This is a genomic window from Haloferax sp. KTX1 (assembly GCF_902410085.1).
Taxonomy (GTDB): domain Archaea; phylum Halobacteriota; class Halobacteria; order Halobacteriales; family Haloferacaceae; genus Haloferax; species Haloferax massiliensis.
In genome coordinates, this window is record NZ_CABPRH010000003.1 from 32,899 (window position 1) to 56,565 (window position 23,667).

A 23,667-nucleotide genomic window follows, 5' to 3' on the forward strand; every position below is an offset into this window, starting at 1 on the left:
GAGGTATGCACGACCAGCAATCGTCGGAAACCCGGGACCGACTCGGCGATCCGAGCGACGAGTGGCGCGCGTACCAGGGTGCACCCACTGGGACGGACATCGAGTGTAAGGGGTGGCGACAGGAGGCGGCGCTCCGGATGCTCAACAACAACCTCGACCCCGAGGTAGCGGAGCGTCCCGAAGACCTCGTCGTCTACGGCGGGACCGGTCGCGCCGCCCGCTCGTGGGACGCCTACGACGCCATCCTCGCCGAACTCCGCGACCTCGACGACGACGAGACGCTCCTCGTCCAGTCGGGAAAGCCGGTCGGGAAGTTCCCGACCCACGAGCGCGCCCCGCGCGTCCTCATCGCCAACTCGAACCTCGTCGGCCGCTGGGACGACTGGGAGCACTTCCACGAACTGGAGGCCGAGGGGAAGATCATGTACGGCCAGATGACCGCCGGGTCGTGGGCGTACATCGGCACGCAGGGCATCATTCAGGGCACCTACGAGACGCTGGCCGAACTCGCCCGCCAGCACTACGACGCCGACCTGCGGGGCAAACTCGTCGTCACCGGCGGCCTCGGCGGGATGAGCGGCGCACAGCCCCTCGCGGTGACGATGAACCGCGGGGTCTGTATCGCCGCCGAGGTGCAGGCCGACCGCATCGAGCGCCGGGTCGAGACGGACTACCTGATGGAGTTCGCCGACTCGCTGGACGAGGCGCTCGAAAACGCGAAGGCGGCCATCGACGCGGGCGAACCCTACAGCGTGGGCGTCCAGATGAACGCCGCGGACATGCTCGAAGCACTGCTCGCGCGCGACGAGATTCCCGACGTGGTCACCGACCAGACCAGCGCCCACGACGAGCTCGAAGGCTACTACCCGAGCGGCTACACCGTCGATGAAGCAGACCAACTCCGCGAAGACGACCCCGAAGCCTACGTCGACGCCAGCCTCGACACGATGGAGCGCCACGTGCAGGCCATCCTCGACCTGCAGGACGCGGGCGCAATCGCCTTCGAGTACGGCAACAACATCCGCGGGCAGGTCCAAGACCACCGCGGGATGACCACCGCCTTCGACTTCCCCGGCTTCGTCCCGGCGTACATCCGCCCGATGTTCTGCCGCGGGCGCGGGCCGTTCCGGTGGGCCGCGCTCTCCGGCGACCCCGCCGACATCCACCGCACCGACGAGGCGATTCGAGAACTGTTCCCCGAACACGAGTCGCTCATGCGCTGGATAGACCTCGCACAGGAGCAGGTGTCGTTCCAGGGGCTCCCCTCGCGCGTCTGCTGGCTCGGCTACGCCACCGACGACGAGGGGCTCACGGAGCGCGCCCGATTCGCGCTGAAAATCAACGACCTCGTCGCCTCGGGCGAGGTCTCCGCGCCGGTCGTCGTCACCCGCGACCACCTCGACGCCGGGTCGGTCGCCAGCCCGTACCGCGAGACCGAGGCGATGCGCGACGGCACCGACGCGGTCGCCGACTGGCCCATCCTGAACGCGCTTCTCAACACCGCCGCGGGCGCGGACATCGTGAGCGTCCACGACGGCGGCGGCGTCGGCATCGGCAACTCGCTGCACGCGAACAACCACGTCGTCCTCGACGGCTCCGACCTCGCGGCGGAGAAGGCCCGCGCCGTCTTCACGACCGACCCCGGCATGGGCGTCGTCCGCCACGCCGACGCCGGCTACGAGGACGCGCTGGACGAGGCGACCCGGTCGAACGTCCGCATCCCGATGCGGGACCACGACGCGGCCGACGAATCCGCCGCCCGAGGTGACGAATGAGCCTCACCGACCCGCCCGCGTGGGAAGGAACCTCGTCGGACCCGAACGACGAGCAGTTCGGCCGCGTCGTCACCCCGACCGAAATCGAGGACGCGGGCGACTTCCGCGCCGTCCTCGTGGGCGAACCCTACGACGGGGCCGTCATCGGCCGGCGCGGTGCCCGCGATGCCCCGGCCGCGATTCGGCGCGCCCTCGCCGGCGTCAAGACCCACCACTTCGACGAGGGGCCGGTCGCCGGCGTCGCCGACCTCGGCGACCTCCCGGTCGAGGCGTACAACGACGCGGACGACCCCGAGAACCACGTCGCGGACGTGCAGGCCGTCGTCGCCGACGAGGCCGCGGCCGTCTACGAACGCGGCGCGCTCCCGGTCTTCCTCGGCGGCGACAACTCCCTGACGGTCGGCAACGTCACGCCGCTTCTCGGCGGTGACGACCCGGTCGGCGTCGTGAGCTTCGACGCCCACCTCGACTGCCGCGAACCCGCCGACAGCCCGACGAGCGGGACGCCCTACCGACAGCTGTTCGACGCCGGCCTCGACCGCCTCGCCGTGGTCGGCGCGCGCCACTTCGAGACCTCGACCGCCTACGCCGACTTCCTGCGCGACTCGGGCGGGACCATCCTCACCGCCGACGAGGTCGGTCGCGGCCCCGCCGAGACGGCCGACTTCGCCCTCGATGCGCTGGCCGCCTGCGACCGCGTCTTCGTCAGCCTCGACGTGGACGTGCTGGACCAGACGGCCGCGCCGGGCGCGAGCGCACCGACCCCCGGCGGCGTCACCACCCGCGAACTGTTCTCGATGCTCCGCCGCGTCGCGGCCGACCCCCGCATCGTCGGCTTCGAGGTCGTGGAGTGCGCGCCGCCGCTGGACGACGAGGACGGCCGAACCGTCGCCGCGGCCGCCCGCGCGGTCGCCCACTTCCTCGCGGGGGTGACGTCGCGTGACTGACGAGAGTTCTACGGCCGGCCTCACGGTCGTCCACGGCGCGGCCGAACTGGTCGTCGGCCCCGACGAGGAGACCGGCGTCGTCGTCCTCGAAGACGCCGCGTTCGCCGCGCTCGACGGCGAAGTCGTCGCCGTCGGCCCCACGGACGAAGTGCTCGCGGACTCCCCCGTCGCGGACGCCGAGACGGCCATCGACGCGACCGGCAAGACGGTCTTGCCGGGCTTCGTCGACCCTCACACCCACGCGCTCTTTGCGGGCGACCGCTCCGACGAGTTCGTGGCGAAGCTCCGCGGCGCGACCTACGAGGAGATTCTCGCCGACGGCGGCGGCATCCTCCGCACCGTCGACGCGGTCCGCGAGGCCTCCGACGACGAGTTGGTGGCGAACCTCACGGAACACCTCGACGCGATGCTCGCCCACGGGACGACCACGGTCGAGGTGAAGTCCGGCTACGGCCTCGACACGGAGACCGAACTGCGGATGCTTTCGGCCGTCGACGCGGCCGGGTCGGACCACCCGGTCGACGTGATTCCGACGTTCATGGGCGCGCACGCCGTCCCCCGCGGCGTGGACGCCGAGGAGTACGCCGAGTCGGTCGTCTCCGACCAACTCCCCGCGGTCGCCGAACAGGGCATCGCCGAGTTCTGCGACGTGTTCTGCGAGCGCGGCGTGTTCACCGCCGAGCAGTCCCGCCGGATTCTGGAGGCGGGCCGCGACCACGGCCTCGCGCCGAAGATTCACGCCGACGAGTTCGCCGCCATCGGCGGCACCGACGTCGCGGCCGCGGTCGGCGCGGCCAGCGCGGACCACCTGCTTCACACCGACGACGCGGGCCGCGAGACGCTGGTCGAAGCCGGCGTCACGCCGGTCATGCTCCCCGGCACGGCGTTCGGCCTCGGAGCCGACTACGCCGACGCCCGCGCCTTCCTCGACGCGGGCCACGAGGTCGCGCTCGCCACCGATTTCAACCCGAACTGCTTCTCCCGAAGCATGGGATTCGTCGCCACACTCGCCAGCGTCGGGATGCGAATGACGCCGCACGAAGCGATTCGCGGAATCACGAGCGCCGCCGCGGGCGCGCTCGACCGCGACGACGGCACGGGCACGCTCCGCGCGGGAGCCCCTGCCGACGCCGTCGTGCTCGACGTGCCGACCGCGTCGCACCTCTCGTATCGGTTCGACACGAACCCCGTTTCGACCGTGCTGAAATCGGGGGTGGTCGCCCGTGAGTGACGCCGCGTCGCTCCCCGAGTCGGTCACGCTCGACGGCGCGTCGCTGACGCCGGAAGACGTGGCGGCCGTCGCCCGCCACGACGCCCCGGTCGAGGTCGCCGCCGAGTCGCGCGAGCGGATGCGCGAGTCGCGCGAGCGCGTCGAGTCCGTCCTCGACTCCGGCGAACCGGTGTACGGCGTCAACACCGGCTTCGGACACCTCGTGGAGACGCACATCGACCGCGAGGACATCGAGCGCCTCCAGACGAACCTCGTGCGGAGCCACGCCGCCGGCGCGGGCCGCGAACTCACCCGCGAGGAGGTCCGGTCGATGATGGTCAGCCGAGCCAACACGCTCGCCAAGGGCTTTTCGGGCATTCGACCTTCGGTGGTCGACCTGCTCGTCTCGATGCTCAACGAGGGGGTTCAGCCGGTCGTCCGCTCCCGCGGGAGCCTCGGCGCGAGTGGCGACCTCGCGCCCCTCGCGCACATGGCGCTCGTCCTCATCGGCGAGGGCGAGGCCCGCGTCGACGGCGACCGACTCCCGGGCGACGAGGCCCTGCGAGCGGTCGGCTTGGAGCCGGTGACGCTCGCCTCCAAGGAGGGCCTCGCGCTCATCAACGGGACGCAACTCACGGTCGGTCTCGCCGCGCTGTTCGTCGTCGACGCCGAGCGAACCGTCGAGGCCGCCGACGCCGCTGGCGCGCTCGCGACCGAGGTCACGATGGGCACCACGGCGAACTGCGACCCCGCCATCCACGAGGTTCGCCCCCACCCCGGCCAGCAGGAGAGCGCGGCCGCGATTCGCCGCCTCACCGCCGGCTCGACCGTCCTCGAATCGCACAAGGACTGCGAGCGCGTGCAGGACGCCTACTCGATTCGCTGTCTCCCGCAGGTCCACGGCGCGGTCAGAGACGCCGTCTCGCACCTCCGCGAGGCCGTCGCGGTCGAACTCAACAGCGTCACCGACAACCCGCTCGTCTTCCCGGCCGGCGCGGTAGACGAGCGCGCGCCCGGCACCGACGCGGCCGCCGTCGTCTCCGCCGGCAACTTCCACGGCGAACCGCTGGCGCTCCGCCTCGACTACGCCGCCGGCGCGCTGACCGAACTCGCGGCCATCTCCGAGCGCCGGACCGACCGGATGCTCAATCCCGACGTGCAGGAGTCGTACCTCCCGCCGTTCCTGACCGAACGCAGCGGGCTCCGCTCCGGGTACATGATTGCGCAGTACACCGCCGCGGCGCTCCTCAACGAGTGCCGGTCGCTCGGTCGCCCGTCTATCGACTCGACGCCCGTCAGCGGCGGGCAGGAAGACCACGTGAGCATGAGCGGCCAGAGCGCCCTCAACGCCCGCACGGTCGCCGAGAACGTCGCGACCATCGTCGGCGTCGAACTCCTCTGCGGCTCGCAGGCCGCGGAGTTCCTCGGCGACGGCCTCGAACTCGGCACCGGCACGGGAGCCGTCCGCGACGCGATTCGGTCCGTGGTTCCGCCGCTGGACGAGGACCGCCGCCTCGACGGCGAACTGGAGACCGCGGCCGACCTCGTCCGGTTCGGCGCGATTCGCGCGGCCATCGAGGACGCCGGGCTCGCCGACTGAGCGGTTCCGCCGTGTCGTCGGTCGCCGCGGACATCGGTCGCCGACTCAGAGGTTTCCGTTGATGACGTCGGCGACGCGCTGCCGGTCGAATAGCTGTTCTTCTTCGGGAATCTCGGGATACGGTCCCTCGCTGTACTGGGGCCACGCGCCGAAGCGGTCGGGGTAGAGCTGTTTCGCGGTCATCTCCAACTGGAACAGGTTGAGTATCGGTCCCTGATAGCGGCCGGCCTGCGCGTAGACGCGGTCGTTCTTCACGGCCGAAATCTCGGCACCCACGGGGTCGTCGCGGAGGCCAGCGCGGATGTCGGGCATGCTCGTGTTCGGGTGCATCCCGCCGAGCGTGAGAATCACGTCGGGGTCGGCTTCGAGGAGCGTCTCGAAGTCGACGGTCGAGCCGGACTCCACGTCGTCGTCGAACGCGCTGACCGGCTTCAGCGGGCGGGTGTGGGCGGTCAGAAAGCCCGGCGTGCTCAGGTTGTACGCGTAGATGGACTCCAGGTCGCTCGGGCCGAGGAGCACGGCGGTCGGGCGGTCGGCCTCCGCGGGGAGGTCCGCCGAAATCGCCGCGAGCAGTTCCTCGCGGACCGCCGCGAGCGCCTCGTACTTCGCCTCTTCCTGCAGAACCTGCGCAACCTTGGCGAATATCTCCCAGAGGCCGTAGTACTCGTAGGTGTCGGCCCACTCGGTCGGCGGCGCTTGATGCCGCGCGCTGAACGTGTTGCCGAACCACGGGCCGACGTTCTCCCCGATTTCGTCGAGGTCGTCTTGGTTCCAACTGCCGAGCGCGGAGACGCTGGCGGGGTCGGCGAGGTGCACGTCGCTGTCGAGTTCGTAGAGCCGCTCTTTCGACGGCTCCCACGACGAGTACAGGCCGGTCCAGTCGAGTTCGACGCCGGGGAGTCGCGGCGTGAACTGGTTCCACAGCGCGTCGTAGTAGTCGGGGGCGTGCATCGCGTTGACGGCGTCGCCGTGGCCGAGCGCGAACGCCATCCCCGCGTGGTGGGTCAGCCGCGTGAAGATGCGCTCGGGGACGCCCTCGAACGTCACGTCGCCCATCGGGGCCATCGACACCGTGTACGAACTGCCGTCGGCCGTCGACGCCGCGGTCGACTCGCTCGTCGCCGTCGATTCGGCGGTCGCGGCGGTGTCCGCCGCGGTCGCGTCCGTCGCGGTCGCGTCCGACTCGGACGAACCCGTACAGCCGGCGAGTAGTCCGCCGACTGCGACCGAGCCACCGTAGGTCAAGAACTTCCTGCGCGTCGGTTCGTCGCTGTCTGCCATCGTATATTTAGGCCGGCCTAATACACATATGCGTACCGATTTAGGCTCACCGAAACTCCGAAACGGATTTATCCGTTTAGGGTTGCCTAAAACCATGGACGAAGACTTCACCGACCGGGCGACACCCACGCGGCGCGCGTATCTCAAAAGCGGCGGCGCGCTGCTCGCCGGCGGTCTACTGGCTGGCTGCGCCGGGGGGAACGACGCGGAATCGTCGGCGGACGCGGCCGAGACCGCCGCAACGACGGCCGCGAGCGACGCGTCCCCCGCGTCGGAGACCGAGTCTGGGAGCGAATCGACCGAATACACGGTGTCGATGTCGCCGGCCGGCGACGTGACGTTCGAGTCGGTCCCCGAGAGCGTGATGGTGTACAACCTCGTCTACGCCGACGCCGCGGTCGCCTTCGGCCACGGCGACGCGGTGAACTCTCTCGGCTTCGACAGCGACGCCGGTGGCCGGACGCTCGACGCCTACTACGAGCGCCTCGACGGCGTCTCGTTCGACCGGAGCGACCTCGCGCAGCTCAACTCGGGGTCCGGGAGCGTCAACATCGACAAGGAACTCGTCTACGAACTCGACTCCGACCTGCACCTCGTCGACCCGGCGCTCGTGGCCAGCTTCGACGGCTGGGACCAGTTCGACGTCGAGGAGATTCGCGAGCAGGTCGGCCCGTGGTTCGGCAACGCTTACAGCCGCACGCACGCCCAGCCGCCCGAGCCGTACGCCGCCGACTACGAGTACTACACGCTCTGGGAAATCGTCGAGAACGTCGGGCAGGTCTTTCGGGAGGAAGACCGCTTCGCGGCGCTCGAAGCGGTCCACAGCGACCTCCTCGGCACCATTCAGTCGGGCCTCCCGCCCGAGTCGGAGCGGCCGACCGTCGGCGTCGTCATCTACATGGACGAGACGTTCTACCCGACGAAAATCGACGCACCCGGCTTCGCGACCTCGCACATTCGCCCGCTCGGCGTCACCGACGCCTTCGCGGCCGGCGACGTGACGTTCGAGACCTCCTACGACTTCGAGACGATGCTCGAAATCGACCCCGACGTACTGCTCCACAGCTACGGTATCGACTCGTACTACGACGTGGCGGCGATTCGACGGGACCTCGAAAACCACCCCGTCGGGAGCGAACTCAGCGCGGTCCGGAACGACCGCGTCTTCCCGTCGGGGACGCCGGTGCAGGGACCGATTATGAACCTGTTCCAGTTGGAGATGACGGCCAAACAGCTTTATCCGGACCAGTTCGGCGGGTGGCCGGAGTACGCGGGCGGCGCGTATCCCGAGATTCCCGAGGACGAACGGCTGTTCGATAGGCAGCGCGTCGCCGACATCGTCACCGGCGAGTGAGGCGACCGGCGTTTCGGCGGCCCCTTACCAGAGCTGGACGGCGGGCGTCCCGCAGTCGTCGCAGACGATGGCGTCGTTGTCTTTGTAGCTCCCCGTCACGAGGTCGCCGTCGCAGTAGGTGCAGTCCTCTTCGTCGAACGAATCGAGCAGGTACGCGGATTCGGGCATACCCGTCGATTCGGCTCCAGTCGTAAGAACATTTCTCCGGTTCGATATATCGCGGTCCGTGACACTCCCGAGAACGGCTCTGTTGAAATCCTCAGTCACTGATAGTTTGTTGAGGCCGTGCTGAATACAGGGCGCAAGTCGGTTATCATAGCCAGTTTCTCCACACCAAGTGTAGGAGGTTTCAGTTCCTCGAATCGCGTATCCAAGATAGAATATACCTTGCCCAAACCACAGCATCGACGCCTGCTACCAAGATAGAAATTTCAAGGAGAGCCAACTTAACGGAGGTGTTCGGTAGCACATTCTCACTACTTCAGTTTTGATTGTAGGTTTGTTGGTAGAACAGAGTGTGCAGACTCCCACCTCGAAATTTCCTCTGAATGGATGTAGATGGAGTGCTGAATTCACGCTCTGTCTGTGTCACACACTTCTGACAGCATTTGGTGAGGTGTCTGCGGTCGTGCTGAATAGAGCGTGCGAGTCGGTTACTGGCAACCCTCATCTGACGAGATACGAAGTGATAGACATCAAGGAAGACATTCCCACAAAACTTATCAAATGTTTGTTAGTGGTCTAACTCATGGATGTGCTTCTTTCTAATTTAATCTGGCTCGTCGTTTTTCCGGTTGCTATCGTTACTGGATCTCTCTATGCCATACAGCGCTTGCTGAGGAAGTTGCTACAAAACCGAAGTATCGACAGTAATCGAATTGGTGTCGCTGTGTTTGTGATTGGTGCCTACTTCCTCGGACACCCACTGTATCCTTCTTTGGTCCCTCTTATTAGAGCTTCAACCCCGTGGCTGTTCTCAGTTGGGGGTGTCTACTTTACTCTTGGATTATTTTCGTTTGTACATCGGCGATACCCATACTTCTCTGAAATCGGATGTTGGCTTGCATCGCTGGTTGGAGTTGTGGTCGCTCTCCTTGCTGCGAATGGACTTCAATTCTCTGCAGTTCTTCGTCTCCTCGGTTCCAATAGTATCGAGATTTCGCTATACTTGTCCCTTCCACTCGCAGCAATGTTCCCTGTGGGCCATATTTCTCAGCAGAGTGGTAGAAGGCCGATTATTCTCTCCCATCTACTCGTGTTCTCGTTATATGTGCTTGCGTTAGTCAACTCAATTCCAATGACAGAGCGAGTGCAAGGTCCAGCAGCGCTCGTATTCATTGCGTTTGGCGTTATCGGGATTCTGCTGGGAATTCCACTATACGTTCTCGGTAACACTCTGACCTCCAGTTCGCCCAGATGACCAACTCGCACGTAATATCCTCGGTCTATTCACCCATCTCTGTGCGAAACAAAGAATAGCGGATTGCTGAACTCACCCTCTGTCTGTGTCACGCGGATTCTGTCAAAGTCTAAGGATTTCAACAGAGCCACGAGAACTATTCAGTTCGAGCCGGCGCTTCGCCGGCGACAGACGCGGCTCACAATGCGGGACCGCAAAACGGCGGATTCCGGGGGAATTGTGGTAGTGTGCCCGGTGCGGTGGTGGTGATGGTGATGGATTGTCCGGGCGCAGGAAGCTCCCCGGAGGAGCGTGGGAACGCGTCGAGGGGGGAGGCGAGTCGGACTTAGTAGCCCAGTTGCTCGCGGATGAGGACGACGGTGGTGCGGCCCTCCTCGACTTCCTGTCGGAAGATGAGCTGCTTCGCAATCATCGACTCGACGCCGTAGGCCTCCTTCGCGCGCTCGTTTTCGAGGGGGTACGCGACGGATTCGAGGCGGTCGAGCGCGTCGTCGAGCGTCGGGACGATTTTGTTGACGCCGCTGACGATGACGACGTTGCTGGCGGCGAAGGGGTACGCGCCGATGCGACTGCCCGAGAGGTCCGCGGCGACGAGGTCGCCCGTCTGCGAGATGGCGTTGATGCCGCCGAGGAAGTAGTCGGCGGTCTGGGAGTCGCGGCGGGCGGCCTGTCGCTCCGCGTCGTCGTCGATGCTCCAAATCCGGTCCGGCAGGCTCTCCCACTCGTGGTCGCCCTCGCTGAGGTAGTCGTCGAACCCGATCTCTTCGAGCGTGGTCGAGTGGCCGTTCATCACGGAGACGCCGGCGGGGATGTGCGACCGCAGGGTTTCGAGCGCCTCGTCGGCCGTGTCGACGACGACGACGTCGAACCCGCTCGCTTCGAGGTTCTCGACGGTCACTTCGACGGCCTCGTCCTCGGGGAGTCGGTCGAGGTCGGCGTCGATGTCGGCGTCGTCTGCGTAGTCGGATTTCTGTTGAGACATGTGTGAGTGTGGTGGTGGAGTTCGGTGGGTGCTCCGACGAACGTGTGTAGCGCCTGTCGGGTGTTAAACGCTCGCTGACGGCGGTGTCAGGTGGTTACGGGCGTGTTACCGCCTTCGCTGACACCGGCATCGAACCCGGGAATACATGCTGCCCGCGTGCGTCTCTCGACCGACACCGAAGCGACGACTGCGTTCCGGCCACGACGATAGCTCTGCACCCGCGATGGCTTCGGAACGATTGGTCGCCGTATATGTCATGATAATGTACTATTTTATTCCCGGCTGATTTTTCGTCAACGTCTTGCCCGTGACGTTTGTGACTAGCGTACCACGGTATGTTAGACACATACTTATAATATATCCGATAGTTTAATCCGTCGGGTGGCACTCCGACGATGTATGGGTCTTCGAGATTTTCACCCGGCCGTCATCGCGACGGCGGTCGCGACGTTCGTCTCCTTTCTCGGCATCGGCGTCGTCGATCCGATTCTTCCGAGTATCGCCCGCGAACTGGGTGCCTCGCACTTCATGGTCGAACTCCTGTTTACGAGCTACCTGCTCGTGATGGGCCTCGCGAACCTGATTGCGGGCGCGCTCGCCACGCGAATCGGGAGCAAACGGACGCTTCTCCTCGGCCTCGCTACTGTCGCCGTCTTCGCGGGGGCGTGCGCGCTCGTCTCGACTGTCGAGTCGCTCGCGGTGCTCCGCGGCTTCTGGGGACTCGGTAACGCGCTTTTCACCACGACCGCGCTCGCCATCATCGTCGGCGTGGCCGCCAACACCAGAGGGGCGATTACGCTCTACGAGGCCGCCCTCGGCTTCGGTATCGCCTGCGGCCCGCTCCTCGGCGGCGTGCTGGGCGCGCAGTCGTGGCGGCTCCCCTTCGCGGGCGCGAGCGCCCTGATGGTCGTCGCCTTCGCGTTCGTCGTCTTCACTGTCGAGGAACCGGAGTCGGAACACGGACAGAGCCTCCGCGACGTGCTCGGGACGTTCCGCCACGCGGGCGTGCGGACCAACGCCGTCGTCGGACTGCTCTACACCTTCGGCTTCTTCACGCTCCTCGCGTACACGCCGCTCGTTCTCGGTCTCGGCGCGTTCCGAATCGGCCTCGTGTTCTTCGGCTGGGGTCTCTTGGTCATCGTCGGGTCCGCGGTCCTCTCGGGGCGTCTCAACGGCGTGTTCGGCACCCCCGAGGTCACCGTCGGCGCGCTCGTCGCCTTCGCGGCGACGCTGTGTCTGATGTGGCTCTCGGGCGGCGACACCGGGTCGCTCGCCGCGCTTGTCGTCATCGGCGGACTCTTCTGCGGCGTCCTGAACGCGAACCTGACGACGCTGGCGATGGGTATCTCCTCGCACGGGCGGTCGGTCGCCTCGGGCGCGTTCAACAGTCTCCGCTTTATCGGCGGCGCGTTCGCACCCATCACGGCGGGCTACCTCGGCCAGCACTACGGCGCGACGGTGCCGTTCCTGCTCGGCGCGCTCACCGTCGTCGTCGGTGCCCTCGTCCTCGTGGGTCGGTTCGGGCGGTTCGCGCTCGACGCCGGGTCGGCCGCCGGCCACTAACCGAGGCGCGGACGCACGACACGCGTCGTCGTTTCGGCGACTCTCTCACTCCAGTCCGAGCCCGTCACAGAGCGCCGCCACGTCGAGGTTGTCGGCGACGAGCGCGGCGGCGCGGTCGTAGGGGTCGCCCGCCGTGCCGACGTCCGCGTCGGCTCCGGGGCCTCCCGCTGTCCCCGGCCGGTCGCGCCCGGCCGACTCGTACGCGGCGTCCACGAACGCGTTCCGCGGCGAGTCGTTGGCGAACAGGTCGTGAATGTACGTGCCCGCGACCCGCCCGAGCGCCGCGCCGTCGCCCGAAATGGGGGCCGCGTCGCCGACGATGCGGCTGTCGCCCATGTGTATCTCGTATCCCTCGACGGTCCCCGCCGCGCCGGCCAAGGGTCCAGCGCCGTCGAACTCGACGGAGACGGGTTCGACTCGCTTGTCGCGGGAAAAGCGCGTGACCACCGGCAGGAGGCCGAGCCCGTCGACCGTCTCGTCGTCTCCCGAACCCTCGATATCGGCGTTCTCGATGGTCTCGCCGAGCAGTTGGTAGCCGCCGCAGATGCCGACGACCGGGCCGTCGAAGGCGGCGAGTTCGTCGCCGAAGCCGGCGTCGCGGAGCGCGAGCAGGTCGTCGACCGTGTTCTTGCTTCCGGGGAGGACCACCCCGTCGACCCCGTCGAGCGTCGCGTCGAGCGGGAGGTAGGCGACCCGGACGCCCGGCGTCTCGGCCAGCGGGCCGAAGTCCGTCGCGTTCGAGATGCGCGGGAGTCGCGGCACGCCGATTGTGACCGCGTGTTCGGCCGCGACGCCGTCGTCGTCGCCGACGGTGGCGCGCTCGCCTTCCGCGGGGAGCGCGAGGCTGTCTTCCTCCGGGAGGCCGGGGTCGTCGTACGGGAGGACGCCGAGGACGGGCACGTCGGTCCGCTCCTCGATTTCGTCGAGCCCCGGTTCGAGGAGGCTCGGGTCGCCGCGGAACTTCGTGATGACCGCGCCGACGACGCGGTCGCGCACGTCCTCGGGGAGGAGTTCGAGCGTCCCCAGCAGGCTGGCGAAGACGCCGCCGCGCTCGATATCGGCCGCGAGGAGGATGTCGGCGTCGGCGAAGCGGGCGGTCTCGACGTTCGCCAAATCGCGGTCGTGGAGGTTTATCTCGGCGATGGAGCCGGCTCCCTCGGCGACGACCACGTCCGCCTCGCTCGCCAGTCGGCGGTGTGATTCGACCGCCGCCTTGCGGGCGTCCTCCCAGTGGGTCGCGTAGTAGTCACCCGCGGCGTTGAGGCCGACCGCCCGACCGTGGACGACCAGTTGCGAGGTGCCGTCCCCGTGGGGCTTGAGAAGCACCGGGTTGTGGTCGGTCGTCGGCGCGACCCGCGCGGCGCGGGCCTGTACGTACTGCGAGACGCCGATTTCGCCGAAATCGTCGCCGTCGACGGTCGCCACCGCGCGGGCGTTGTTGCTCATGTTCTGCGCCTTGAACGGCGCGACCGAGAGGCCGCGGTCGGCGAACAGGCGACAGAGCCCGGCCGCGACAGTGCTCTTGCCAACGTGGCTCGCGGTCCCGGCGACGAGGAGGGTCGGCGTCGTCATCTGCCGGGAGTCAGGGCCGCGCGGTTCAAAGGTGTTCGTTTCGGCGTCGGGCGGGCGCGGCCCCGCCGCGTCCGGCGGCGCGTTCGACCCCCTCCACGACCTTCCCCGCCATACTGTGGTGATCACGTCGATTCTGTGAAATGTTGCCGGAAGTGGTGCGTTTAGTTCGCTCGCCCGCTCGGTCTATCATGAATGAAGAAACAGTTACTCGTGACGGACTTCCTCGACCGGGCCCGGACGTACTACGGCGATTACGAGGCCGTCGTCGGCGTCGACGGCGAGCGCTTCACCTACGCGGAGTTCGGCGAGCGGGTGGACCGGTTTTCGGCGGCGCTCCAATCCCGCGGCGTCGAGAAGGGCGACCGGGTCGCGGTGCTCGACCCGAACACGCACTGTCACCTCGAAGCGGCCTTCGGCGCGATGCAGTGCGGCGCGCTCCACGTCCCGCTGAACTACCGGCTCACGACCGAGGACTACGAGTACCTGCTTTCTGACTCCGGCGCGACCGTGGTGTACGCCGACTACCAGTTCGCGGGGAAAATCGAGGCCGTCCGCGACGACGTGCCCGCAGAGGTGTTCGTGACGAACGACCCCGCCGCCGTCGACGGCGACTGGCTCGACTTCGAGGCGTTCCTCGACGAGGCCGACGCCGACGGCTACGAGCGCCCCGAGATGTCCGAGGACGAACTCATCACCATCAACTACACCTCGGGGACGACCGGCGACCCGAAGGGCGTCTGCCGCACCCACCGCACCGAGTCGCTCCACGCCCAACTGGTGACGATTCACCACCACATCGCCGACGACGACGTGTATCTGTGGACGCTCCCGATGTTCCACGTCAACGGCTGGGGCCACATCTACGCCGTCACCGGCCGCGGCGCGAAGCACGTCTGCACCCGCGGGGTCGACGCCGAGCGGGTGTTCGACGCCATCGCCACCGAGGACGTGTCCTTTTTCTGCTGCGCGCCGACCGTGCTGTCCATCCTCCGGGAGTACGCCGAGGCACACGACCCGGCGTACGCCGGCGACAACCCGGTCCGCGTGACCGCCGCCGGGAGCGCCGCCCCGAGCGCGACGATTCGCCACACCGAATCGGAGTTCGGCTGGGAGTTCACCCAACTGTACGGCGCGACCGAGACCGGCCCGCTCATCGCCACCTCGGACGCGAACCGGCTCATCCCCGACGAGGGCGGCCTGCGCTTCTCGCTCAAACAGCGGCAGGGCGTCGCCCCGCTCGGGACCGACCTACGCGTCGTCGACGACGACGGCGAACCGGTCCCGCGCGACGACGCCACCATCGGCGAGGTGGTCGTCCGCGGCAACCAGGTGATGGAGAAGTACTGGAACAAGCCCGACGAGACCCACGACGCGTTCAACGACCGCCTCGAAGGCTGGTACCACACCGGCGACCTCGCGGTCGTCAACGAGGACGGGATGATAGCGATTCAGGACCGCAAGAAGGACATCATCATCTCGGGCGGCGAGAACATCTCCTCGGTCGAACTGGAGGACGCGCTGTTCGACCACGACGCCGTCGGCGACGTGGCGGTCATCCCCGCGCCGTCCGAGAAGTGGGGCGAGACGCCCAAGGCGTTCGTCGTCCCCGCCAACGGCGACGTGGAGAACCCCGGCGTCACCGCCGAGGAACTGACCGAGTACACCCGCGACCGCCTCGCCGGCTACAAGGCCATCCGCGAGTTCGAGTTCGTCGAGGAAATCCCCAAGACCGCGACCGGCAAGATTCAGAAGTACGAACTCCGCAAGCGCGAGTGGGACGACGAAGAGCGAATGGTCGGACAGGGGTAGCCCGCGACGGCACGCCGACCACTCGCTCGCCCGGCCGTCTTCGACTCCCGTCCCTCGAAACCCCGACCGTTCGCCCGCAAGATATTATTGGCTCTCTGAATATCTCCAATCTAACATGTCTCCCCCGAGTTCAGGGGGCACCGCCGCCGGCGCGATTCTCTACGTCGCGGCCGACGGCGTTGTCTCCGATCCGGTCGTCTCGGCGCTCCGGGACGCCTTCGAGCGTCCGGTCGAGCGCGCCGAGAGCGCCGCCGCCGCGCGCGCGGCGCTCGCCGACCGGTCCGTCTCTTGTCTCGTCGCCGCCGCGGACCTCCCCGACGGTCTCGAACTCGACGCGCTCGCCTCGCCGGACGACTCCCCCGCCGGGTTCCCGGTGGTCGTCTACGCCGCCGCCGGAAACGAGGCGTTCGCCGCTCGTGCGGCCTCGGTCGGCGTCGACGACTATCTGGTCCGCGACGACGCCGACGACTCCCACGCGGCGCTCGTCGAGTCGGTCCGGTCGCTCTCCGACCGGGACGAAATCGGCCGCCGCCCCGAGACCAAAAGCTACCGCGTCGTCGTCGAGGCGATGGAAGACGGCGCGTTCGTCCTCGACGAGGACCGCCGCGTCGAGTACGTGAACCCACGAATCGAGGAGATAACGGGGCGCGCCTCCGAGGCGCTCCGCGGCGAGCAGTTCGAGTCGCTCGTCGACGCCGGCCTGTTCCCCGCCGACGAGTACGAGCGCTACCGCGACGCCGTCTCGCGTGTGCTCTCGGCGGGCGTCACCGAGCGCCTCGACGTTCGGTTCGTCGACGCCGACGGCGACCCGCGGCTGTTCGAACTCTCGCTGTCTCCGGCCGGCGACGGCGAGCGAGTGACCGGCGTCGTCGGCATCCCGCGGGACGTGACCGACCGCGAGGTCGCCACCACCCAGCGCGGCGAACTGCTCGAACGCATGACGGACGCCTTCTTCGCCCTGGACACCGACTGGCGGTTCGTCTACCTCAACGACCGCGCGCGAGACGTCTTCGGCGAGGTGCGAGAGCCCGACCTCGGCGAGCGCATCTGGGACCTGCTCCCGTCGCCCGACGACACCGTACTGTACGAGAAGTACCACGAGGCGATGCGGACCCAGGAGCCGGTGACGTTCGAGATTTTCTCCGAACCGTACGACGGCTGGTTCGAGGTCCGGGCGTACCCCTCGCCGTCGGGACTGTCGGTCTACTTCCGCGACGTGACGACGCGGAAGCGCTACCTTCAGGCGCTCGAATCGACCAACCAGCGCCTCGAAACGGTGTTGCAGAACCTGCCGGTCATCCTCTCGGCGTTCGACGCCGAGGGCGTGTTCACCATGTCGGAGGGCGCGGGGCTGGCGTCGCTCGGCCGCGACCCCGGCGAGGTGGTCGGCCAGTCCGCCTTCGACCTGTACGACGACACGCCCGCGGCCACCGACGCCATCGCCCGCGGCCTGTCGGGCGAGGCGGTCGACACCAGAATCGAGTACCGCGGCGCGATTTACGACGCCTGGTACCGCCCCGTCTTCGACGACGACGGCGAGGTGTCGGAGCTCCTCGGCGTCGCCATCGACGTCACCAACCGCGCGCGGCTCGAAGACGGCCTCCGGTCCCTGCAAGCGGTCACGCAGGACTTCATCCTCACCGAGAGCGTCGAGGAGGTCGCGGCGCTCGCGGCCGACGCCGTCCCCGAACTCGTGACCGACGCCGAGGCCGCCATCTGGCTCGCCGACGACCGCGGCTCCCTGTCGCCGGCCGCCTCGACCGCGGGCCAGTTCGACTCGGAGGCGCGAATCGAGACGTCTCCGGGCGGCTTCGAGTCCGAGACCGTCACCCGGGTCGACGCGGCGGCGGTCGACGACCGGCTTCTTCCCCCCGAATCCGACGCGGCGGCGGTCCTGCGCGTCCCGCTCGGGAGCCACGGCCTCCTCGTCGTCTCGACCGCCGACGCGTTCCTCGACGTCGACGAGGACCTGCTCGAACTCCTCGGGTCGACGGTCACCTCCGCGCTCTCGGGAACCGTCCGCGAACAGGAGCTTCGCAACCGCGAGGCGGACCTCGCGGCGGCCAACGAGCGGCTCGACGACTTCGTCTCCATCGTCGCCCACGACCTCCGTAACCCGCTCGCTGTCGCCACCGGCTACCTCGACCTCGGGATGGAGTCCGGCGACCGAGAACACCTCGAACGCGCCGCCAACGCCGTCGACCGGATGTCCAAACTGGTCGAGGAGGTCCTCGACCTCGCCCGCCAGCGGACGCCCGTGCTCGACGCCACGCCCGTCGACCTCGCGCGCGTCGTCGACCACGCGTGGCGCTTCGTCGACACCGGGGACGCGACGCTCGTCCGCGAGGAACTGTTCGTCGTCGACGGCGACGACGGCCGCCTGCTCAGGCTCTTCGAGAACCTGTTTCGGAATGCTGTAGAACATGGTTCTACAGACCGACGGGACTCTCCCGGTGACGCCGTGGAACACGGTTCCACGGGCAGTCGGGATTCTCCCGACGACGCCGTAGAACACGGCACGCCCCCCGACGAACCGCTCACCGTCCGCGTCGGCTCGCTCGACGACCGCACCGGCTTCTACGTCGCGGACAACGGCGTCGGAATCCCCGAGAACATCCGCGAGCGGGTGTTCGACCACGGCTACACCACGACGCCGCGGGGAACCGGCTACGGCCTCGCCATCGTCGACGACATCGCCGACGCCCACGGCTGGTCCGTCTCGCTCGGCGAGTCGGCCGAGGGCGGCGCGCGGTTCGAGTTCGTGACCCAACCCGGGCGGGCGGCGACCGGGTCGGCGGAGACCGACGAGTGACACACACGGTATCTGTCACCGAGGGCGCGTCCCCGATACCGGCCGTGCCGAGTCACGGCGCTCTCGATTCGGCCGGAAAGTGACGACTCGGCCGCACGATGCCGCGCTCGGTTCGCTTTCCGCACCAATCACCATTTGAGCGCCCCCCGACTAGCTTGGCGTATGTGCCACGACTGCGACCGAACCGTCGCTCGTCGGACCGTGTTGTCCGCTGTCGGTGCCGCTGGCGTCGCCGCCACGGCGGGGTGTCTGGGCGGCAGCGGAACCGACGGCGGCGGCGACGTTCCCGAGGCCATCGCGTTGACCGGCGGCGAACAGTGCGACGCCTGCGGGATGGTCATCGACCAGCACCCCGGCCCCGCCGGGCAACTGTTCTACGCCGACCACAGCCCCGAGGGCCACGACAATCCGGCGCGGTTCGGTAGCGCTTGGGAGACGCTTTCCTACGCGCTGGACCGCGAGGACGACGGCTGGAATCGCGCCGGCGGCTACCTCACGGACTACAGTTCCGTCGAGTACGACCTGTTCGACGACGGCGGGAAGACGTTCATCTCCGCGCACCTCGACGCCGACGCGTTCGCGCCGATGGACGATCTCGTCTACGTCGTCGGCACCGAGGTCAACGGGTCGATGGGCCGCGACTTCGTCCCGTTTTCCGACGATGGCGACGCCGAGGCCTTCGCCGACGCGCACGACGGAACTGTCTACGAGCGCGACGAGATATCTCGCGACCTCATCGCCCGGCGCTGAGGGCTCAGACTCCCTTTTTCGGTCGTTCTCGATTCCTTAGATTCGGAAATCACGCCCCCTTTATATGCTCTCGGCGGTCGTCGGTTCACTTGTTAGGTGAAAGACAATGGCCGCTAACTCACAAATCGAGATGCTGGGGAACAGAATGGACTTCGACTACTCGCAGGGCGTCACGGGCTACGTGCTCGTGCTGACTCGCCTCATCACCGGCTACTGGTTCTTCCACGCCGGCGTGACGAAGATCGTCGGCGAGCCGTTCAGCGCCGCGGGCTACCTCGCGAACGCCCCCGCAGCCTCGCCGCTGCAGGGCTTCTTCGCGTGGGCCGCCGCGACCCCGTGGCTCCTCGACCTCACGAACTTCATGATTCCGTGGGGTGAGACCCTCATCGGTCTCGGACTCCTCGTGGGTGCACTCGTCCGGCTCGCCGCCTTCTTCGGCGGTATCCTGATGGTGTTCTTCTACCTCGGGAACGCCGACTGGGCCCACGGCGTGGTCAACGGCGACCTGTTCGGCCTGATGATGTTCGCCATCGTCGGGACGCTCGCGGCGGGCCGCATCCTCGGCCTCGACGCCATCATCGAGAAGATGGAGTTCGTCCGACAGCGCCCCGCGCTCAAGTACCTCCTCGGCTGAGCGGGACATCCTTCCCCCGCGCGGCCCTGTCGGTGCGCCGCGGTGACCCACCAACGCCACCGCACCCGGCGCGCTTCGGCGAACGAACACGGCGAACGACGAGACTGATTTTCTCCGATTACTTCCTATCGAGTCTGCTGAGCCCCCGCCAAATCGCCTCGGTGAGTCGCGCTTCTCCGTCGAGTTCGCCCGTCGAGTCGCCATCAGCGTCGTCCCAGCCGCGGGCGATGGCGTCTTCGAGGACGGAACGCGAGTGGTTCTCGAAGTTGTTCATGCCTCGGAACGATTCGAGCGCCTCCGCGGCCTCGTCGTCGAACTCGTCGCTCGGCGTCCCGTCGTAGAAGCCGAGTTCGGAGAGCGTTTCGAGCACCGCCTCGGCCGTCTCGCCCGACAGCGACCGAGTCTCCGCGGGCGATTCGCGCTCCAAGAGCGTGATGTCGTACAGCTTGAACACGCGTTCGAGCTCGTCTATCGGGCGGTCGTGGTCGTCGACGCGCACGTCGACCCAGCGGTCGTTGCCGCCGTCGTAGCCCCCCTCGGGCTTGGCGATGTACATCGCCGCGGACTGCTCGCCGCGCTTGTCGCCGCCGGCGTCGTTGCCGGCGTGGAGCGCCGCGAGCAGGCGTTCCGGGAGCCCGCCGTCGGTCGTCTCGAACGCCTCGGCCATCGCGTCGAGCGTCGCCTCGTTTTCGAGGATGTTCCCCTGGACGGTGTAGTGCTCCCCTTGGATGTCGCCGGCCACGTCGAAACAGTCGTCGCCGGTGAAGGCCGCGACGCTCCCGTCGGCCCCCACGACGCCGACCTGCCTGCTCGGGGCCTCGTCGTCGGCGTCGGTCAGTTGGGCGACGACTTCCTCGGCCGAGCGTCCCTCGCGCAGGAGGTCTAATCCGTCGGGACCGTAGGCGACGTTCGCGAAGCTCTGGGTGGCGATTGCGCCGGCGTCCGCGCTGACGAACGGGACGACGGAGCCGACGCTCACGAACTTCGACTGGACGGCCACGCCGACGGCGTCCTGTTCGGGGTCGCGGGCGACGACGGAGAAGGTCGACGGTCGCGGTGTCATGGTCGGAACCGACGGACGCCGGGCGAATAAGGGTTCAGGTGACCGGGCGGAGCGCCCGCTCGGTCACGCCGAGATACGGTCGATGTGCGAGTCGATTGCCGCCCGGAGCGACTCGATTGACTCGTCGGGCTCGAACACCGTCACCCGGCGGGCGCGCGTCCCGGTCAGAATCGAGAGGAACAGTTCGGCCTCGGCGTCGGGGTCGACCGCCTCGAACTCGCCGGCCTCGATTCCGCGGACGAGGATGTCCCGAAGGTGCGCCGTCAGTTCGGCGTCGATGTGGCGGTACTCCTCGCGGTAGTCCTCGTCGTGCCGGGCGTTCATCCGCAGTTCGAACATCGACAGTTGGAGCCGATAGGCCTCCTCGGAGAGCGTCTCGGGCAGGAGCGCGTCGACCAGCGCTTCGAGCTCCTCTCTCGGTGTTCGGTCCCCCCGCGGGAGGCCGTCGAGGAACTCCGCGAGGACGTAGTCGAGGAAGTCGACCAGTAGCTCGTCTTTCCCGTCGTAGTGGTAGTACAGGAGCGCCTTGCTGTTCTCGAACTCGTCGGCGATGTCCTGCGTCGTCAGGTTGCCGTAGCCGCGTTTCTGTAACGCCCTGTACGTCGCCTCCATGATTCGCCGCTTCGCCGGCTCCAACTCCTCGGCGCGCCCGTCCCGCGTCATGCTAGGGGGTTCTCGTTGGACGGAAGTGTCGCTTTCGGGTCGTCGCGGGCGGCGATCCGTGACAGTCGAGCGTCCGAAGCACCTTTACGTTTTTAGGGTAGCCTAAAAATATGGCAGACGACGACAGTCACGGACCCGAACCGACGCGGCGGCGGTATCTCAAGCACGGTGGCGCGGTCGCCGCCGGCGGACTACTCGCCGGTTGCATGACTGATTCGCCGGATTCGACGGCGACCGAACTCGGAGGCGACTCGGTGGGTTCGACCGCGACCGAGGCTGCGGTATCGACCGCGGAAACCGAGTCGGAAACCGGAGACGGGGCGACCGATAGTCCGTATTCGGTGTCGATGGCCCCAGTCGGTGGGGTCGAGTTCGACGCCGTGCCGGAACGCGCCCTGACCTACTACCCGGTCTCGGCCGACGCGGCGGTCGCCTTCGGCCACGGCGACGCTATCACCGGTATCGGCTACGACAAGGAACTGTTCGGCAACACGGTCGACTACTACTACGACGCGCTCGACGGCGTGGACTTCGAGTGGGAGGTCCTCGGCCGCGTCACCCCGGCGTCGAACCCGGACGCCCTCGACAGAGAGCTGTTCTACGAACTGGATAGCGACGTTCACTTCCTCGACCCGGCTCTCCTCCGGAGTGCCTCCTTCGATTGGTCCGAAGACGAAGTGGCGTCAATCGCGACCGACGTGGGTCCGTGGTTCGGCAACTACTACAGCCGGACGAACGCCGAACCGCCGGAGCCCTACCGCGACCGCTACGAGCACTACACACTCTGGGAGTATCTCGGTTACATCGCGGCGGTGTTCCGGGAGGAAGCGCGCTACCGGGCGTTCAAGTCGCTCCGGGACGACCTCGTCGCCCGGATACGGGCGGACCTCCCGCCGGCGTCCGAGCGGCCGTCGCTCGCGGTCGTCGCCGACACCGGCGGGACGTTCTGGCCGTACGACTTCACGCAGGACGGCTACCTCTGGGCGCACCTCCGCCCGTTCGGGATGCGGAACGCCTTCGCGGCCACCGACGCCGAGACCGGGTCGGGCGGGTCGTACGACTACGAGGCGATGGTCGAGACCGCGCCCGACGTCGTCCTCCGGTACTGGGGGACCGCGCTCGGCGACTCGTTCCGCTCGAACCGCGAGGAGGTGCTTTCGAACCCACTTGCGGACGAGGTGCCCGCGTTCCGCGACGGCCGGTACTTCCCGTCCGGAAACGGGATGCAGGGGCCGATTATGAACCTGTTCCAGTTAGAGATGACCGCCAAACAGCTCTTCCCCGACCGGTTCGGCGCGTGGCCCGGCTACGGCGATGGCGAAGCGTACCCCGAGATTCCGGCGGGCGAACGGCTGTTCGACCGCGACCGCGTCGCCGACATCGTCGCCGGCGAGTTCTGACCGTCGGCCGAGCGACGGCTACGGCCCGTCCGCCCGGCGACAGCGAAGCGACGACTGACGCCCGCACCGCTTACAATTTCTACACATTTCACACTTTGTGGACGACCGTTCCCGGTTCGTAACCCGTTCGGGGCTCGCGGCGACCGTCTGCACATCGCTTAAGAACGCCTCCGAGAGTTAGACACTCATGGTTACGAATCGCATCACGGTGTCGCTCGACGAGGACGCCCAGTCGGCGCTCGACGGCCTCGCCGGTCGGACCGACAAGGCGCAGAGCGAACTCGTCCGCGAGGCGCTCGTCTTCTACGCGGCCAACTTCGAGGCGGCGACGACCGACGCCGGCCCGAACCTCGAAGCCTACCACCAGATGCTGTCGAGCGGCGAGCACGTCCTCCTCGACGTGGACTTCCTGCACACGTTTCTCGACTACGTGGAGGACGCCGACGGCGACCCGGACCCGGAGTTCCTCGACGCCGTCGACCGGGTCGCGGCGTTCCACGCCCACGAGTACCGCGACCGGTTCGAGTCGCTGGGGGAACTCCTCGACTGGCTGTCGTTCTGCGGCTTTCTCACGGTCCGCGCCTCCGAGGGCGACACCTTCCACGTCGTCTTCCCCACCGAGTCTGTCAAGTGGTTCATGTCGCGATTCATCGCGCTGAGCACCGAGCAATCCCCGTTCGACATCGAGGTCGAAGCGGGCGTCTCGAAGGTGCTTCTCACCGAGGTTCGGTGAGGGTCGCGTCCGGCGCGGACCCGAACCGGACGCCGGTCTCCCGAACCAGTCGCCGGTCCGGACCCGCCGCTGATTCACACACGTTCATACTCCTTCATA

19 protein-coding genes are annotated in these 23,667 nt (G+C 67.5%); 13 read left to right on the forward strand and 6 right to left on the reverse strand.

Annotation, left to right across the window (positions count from 1 at the left end; genetic code table 11):
• Positions 1 to 5: 5 nt before the first annotated feature.
• The 4 genes from hutU to hutH are packed head-to-tail and all read left to right on the forward strand — an operon-like array spanning position 6 to position 5,532.
• Positions 6 to 1,775 (forward strand): urocanate hydratase, encoded by a 1,770-nt coding sequence (gene hutU, locus FY251_RS06475; RefSeq protein WP_148413979.1) that lies wholly within the window; start codon positions 6 to 8, stop codon positions 1,773 to 1,775.
• Positions 1,772 to 2,722, forward strand: a complete 951-nt coding sequence (gene hutG / locus FY251_RS06480; RefSeq protein WP_148413980.1) for a formimidoylglutamase — start codon at positions 1,772 to 1,774, stop codon at positions 2,720 to 2,722. The genes hutU and hutG overlap by 4 nt, the downstream gene beginning before the upstream one ends.
• Complete coding sequence (hutI, locus tag FY251_RS06485; protein WP_148413981.1) at positions 2,715 to 3,953, forward strand: imidazolonepropionase; 1,239 nt, start codon at positions 2,715 to 2,717, stop codon at positions 3,951 to 3,953. The genes hutG and hutI overlap by 8 nt, the downstream gene beginning before the upstream one ends.
• Positions 3,946 to 5,532: a histidine ammonia-lyase gene (hutH, locus tag FY251_RS06490; RefSeq protein ID WP_148413982.1), complete on the forward strand. Its 1,587-nt coding sequence runs from the start codon at positions 3,946 to 3,948 to the stop codon at positions 5,530 to 5,532. The genes hutI and hutH overlap by 8 nt, the downstream gene beginning before the upstream one ends.
• Positions 5,533 to 5,577: 45 nt before the next feature.
• Here hutH and FY251_RS06495 read toward each other — a convergent pair whose 3' ends face one another.
• Positions 5,578 to 6,813, reverse strand: coding sequence for an ABC transporter substrate-binding protein (locus FY251_RS06495; RefSeq protein WP_148413983.1), 1,236 nt, complete (start codon positions 6,811 to 6,813; stop codon positions 5,578 to 5,580).
• Between the two features lie 94 nt (positions 6,814 to 6,907).
• On the opposite strand from FY251_RS06495, the gene FY251_RS06500 reads away from it, so the two are divergent.
• Positions 6,908 to 8,167, forward strand: coding sequence for an ABC transporter substrate-binding protein (locus FY251_RS06500; RefSeq protein WP_148413984.1), 1,260 nt, complete (start codon positions 6,908 to 6,910; stop codon positions 8,165 to 8,167).
• A 24-nt stretch (positions 8,168 to 8,191) separates the two neighbouring features.
• On the opposite strand, the gene FY251_RS22500 is transcribed toward FY251_RS06500, so the two are convergent.
• On the reverse strand, positions 8,192 to 8,335 hold the full coding sequence (locus tag FY251_RS22500) for an HVO_A0556 family zinc finger protein (RefSeq protein ID WP_007276288.1): 144 nt from the start codon (positions 8,333 to 8,335) through the stop codon (positions 8,192 to 8,194).
• Positions 8,336 to 8,915: 580 nt separating this feature from the next.
• On the opposite strand from FY251_RS22500, the gene FY251_RS06505 reads away from it, so the two are divergent.
• Complete coding sequence (locus FY251_RS06505) at positions 8,916 to 9,587, forward strand: hypothetical protein (RefSeq protein WP_148413985.1); 672 nt, start codon at positions 8,916 to 8,918, stop codon at positions 9,585 to 9,587.
• Between the two features lie 325 nt (positions 9,588 to 9,912).
• Here FY251_RS06505 and FY251_RS06510 read toward each other — a convergent pair whose 3' ends face one another.
• Entirely contained in the window at positions 9,913 to 10,569 is a 657-nt protein-coding gene (locus FY251_RS06510; RefSeq protein ID WP_148413986.1) for a lactate utilization protein, read from the reverse strand.
• Between the two features lie 399 nt (positions 10,570 to 10,968).
• Here FY251_RS06510 and FY251_RS06515 point away from each other — a divergent pair, with 399 nt between their 5' ends.
• Positions 10,969 to 12,132 (forward strand): MFS transporter, encoded by a 1,164-nt coding sequence (locus FY251_RS06515; protein ID WP_148413987.1) that lies wholly within the window; start codon positions 10,969 to 10,971, stop codon positions 12,130 to 12,132.
• A 45-nt stretch (positions 12,133 to 12,177) separates the two neighbouring features.
• Here FY251_RS06515 and FY251_RS06520 read toward each other — a convergent pair whose 3' ends face one another.
• Complete coding sequence (locus FY251_RS06520; protein WP_148413988.1) at positions 12,178 to 13,704, reverse strand: cobyric acid synthase; 1,527 nt, start codon at positions 13,702 to 13,704, stop codon at positions 12,178 to 12,180.
• Positions 13,705 to 13,896: 192 nt separating this feature from the next.
• Between FY251_RS06520 and FY251_RS06525 the strand changes: the two genes are divergently transcribed.
• From FY251_RS06525 to FY251_RS06540, 4 genes are all read left to right on the forward strand, one after another.
• Positions 13,897 to 15,513, forward strand: coding sequence for a long-chain-fatty-acid--CoA ligase (locus FY251_RS06525; protein WP_148413989.1), 1,617 nt, complete (start codon positions 13,897 to 13,899; stop codon positions 15,511 to 15,513).
• Positions 15,514 to 15,628: 115 nt separating this feature from the next.
• Positions 15,629 to 18,325: a PAS domain-containing sensor histidine kinase gene (locus tag FY251_RS06530; protein WP_148413990.1), complete on the forward strand. Its 2,697-nt coding sequence runs from the start codon at positions 15,629 to 15,631 to the stop codon at positions 18,323 to 18,325.
• A 162-nt stretch (positions 18,326 to 18,487) separates the two neighbouring features.
• Positions 18,488 to 19,075 carry a nitrous oxide reductase accessory protein NosL gene (locus FY251_RS06535; protein WP_148413991.1) on the forward strand — a complete coding sequence of 196 codons (588 nt, stop codon included), beginning with the start codon at positions 18,488 to 18,490 and terminating at the stop codon, positions 19,073 to 19,075.
• A gap of 145 nt (positions 19,076 to 19,220) precedes the next feature.
• Entirely contained in the window at positions 19,221 to 19,709 is a 489-nt protein-coding gene (locus tag FY251_RS06540) for a DoxX family protein (RefSeq protein ID WP_148414233.1), read from the forward strand.
• Positions 19,710 to 19,827: 118 nt separating this feature from the next.
• Here FY251_RS06540 and FY251_RS06545 read toward each other — a convergent pair whose 3' ends face one another.
• Entirely contained in the window at positions 19,828 to 20,772 is a 945-nt protein-coding gene (locus tag FY251_RS06545) for a DUF1028 domain-containing protein (RefSeq protein WP_148413992.1), read from the reverse strand.
• A gap of 63 nt (positions 20,773 to 20,835) precedes the next feature.
• Positions 20,836 to 21,435 carry a TetR/AcrR family transcriptional regulator gene (locus FY251_RS06550; RefSeq protein ID WP_148413993.1) on the reverse strand — a complete coding sequence of 200 codons (600 nt, stop codon included), beginning with the start codon at positions 21,433 to 21,435 and terminating at the stop codon, positions 20,836 to 20,838.
• A 110-nt stretch (positions 21,436 to 21,545) separates the two neighbouring features.
• Here FY251_RS06550 and FY251_RS06555 point away from each other — a divergent pair, with 110 nt between their 5' ends.
• Entirely contained in the window at positions 21,546 to 22,835 is a 1,290-nt protein-coding gene (locus tag FY251_RS06555) for an ABC transporter substrate-binding protein (protein WP_148413994.1), read from the forward strand.
• A 187-nt stretch (positions 22,836 to 23,022) separates the two neighbouring features.
• The gene (locus tag FY251_RS06560; RefSeq protein WP_089780811.1) at positions 23,023 to 23,568 is read left to right on the forward strand and encodes a ribbon-helix-helix protein, CopG family; all 546 of its coding nucleotides are present in this window, start codon (positions 23,023 to 23,025) and stop codon (positions 23,566 to 23,568) included.
• Positions 23,569 to 23,667 lie beyond the last annotated feature (99 nt).

Coding starts and splice junctions, on each gene's coding strand:
- hutU (WP_148413979.1), top strand. CDS start 6: ATGCACGACCAGCAATCGTCGGAAACCCGGGACCGACTCGGCGATCCG.
- hutG (WP_148413980.1), top strand. CDS start 1,772: ATGAGCCTCACCGACCCGCCCGCGTGGGAAGGAACCTCGTCGGACCCG.
- FY251_RS06495 (WP_148413983.1), bottom strand. CDS start 6,813: ATGGCAGACAGCGACGAACCGACGCGCAGGAAGTTCTTGACCTACGGT.
- FY251_RS06500 (WP_148413984.1), top strand. CDS start 6,908: ATGGACGAAGACTTCACCGACCGGGCGACACCCACGCGGCGCGCGTAT.
- FY251_RS22500 (WP_007276288.1), bottom strand. CDS start 8,335: ATGCCCGAATCCGCGTACCTGCTCGATTCGTTCGACGAAGAGGACTGC.
- FY251_RS06505 (WP_148413985.1), top strand. CDS start 8,916: ATGGATGTGCTTCTTTCTAATTTAATCTGGCTCGTCGTTTTTCCGGTT.
- FY251_RS06510 (WP_148413986.1), bottom strand. CDS start 10,569: ATGTCTCAACAGAAATCCGACTACGCAGACGACGCCGACATCGACGCC.
- FY251_RS06515 (WP_148413987.1), top strand. CDS start 10,969: ATGGGTCTTCGAGATTTTCACCCGGCCGTCATCGCGACGGCGGTCGCG.
- FY251_RS06520 (WP_148413988.1), bottom strand. CDS start 13,704: ATGACGACGCCGACCCTCCTCGTCGCCGGGACCGCGAGCCACGTTGGC.
- FY251_RS06525 (WP_148413989.1), top strand. CDS start 13,897: ATGAAGAAACAGTTACTCGTGACGGACTTCCTCGACCGGGCCCGGACG.
- FY251_RS06530 (WP_148413990.1), top strand. CDS start 15,629: ATGTCTCCCCCGAGTTCAGGGGGCACCGCCGCCGGCGCGATTCTCTAC.
- FY251_RS06535 (WP_148413991.1), top strand. CDS start 18,488: ATGTGCCACGACTGCGACCGAACCGTCGCTCGTCGGACCGTGTTGTCC.
- FY251_RS06540 (WP_148414233.1), top strand. CDS start 19,221: ATGGACTTCGACTACTCGCAGGGCGTCACGGGCTACGTGCTCGTGCTG.
- FY251_RS06545 (WP_148413992.1), bottom strand. CDS start 20,772: ATGACACCGCGACCGTCGACCTTCTCCGTCGTCGCCCGCGACCCCGAA.
- FY251_RS06550 (WP_148413993.1), bottom strand. CDS start 21,435: ATGACGCGGGACGGGCGCGCCGAGGAGTTGGAGCCGGCGAAGCGGCGA.
- FY251_RS06555 (WP_148413994.1), top strand. CDS start 21,546: ATGGCAGACGACGACAGTCACGGACCCGAACCGACGCGGCGGCGGTAT.
- FY251_RS06560 (WP_089780811.1), top strand. CDS start 23,023: ATGGTTACGAATCGCATCACGGTGTCGCTCGACGAGGACGCCCAGTCG.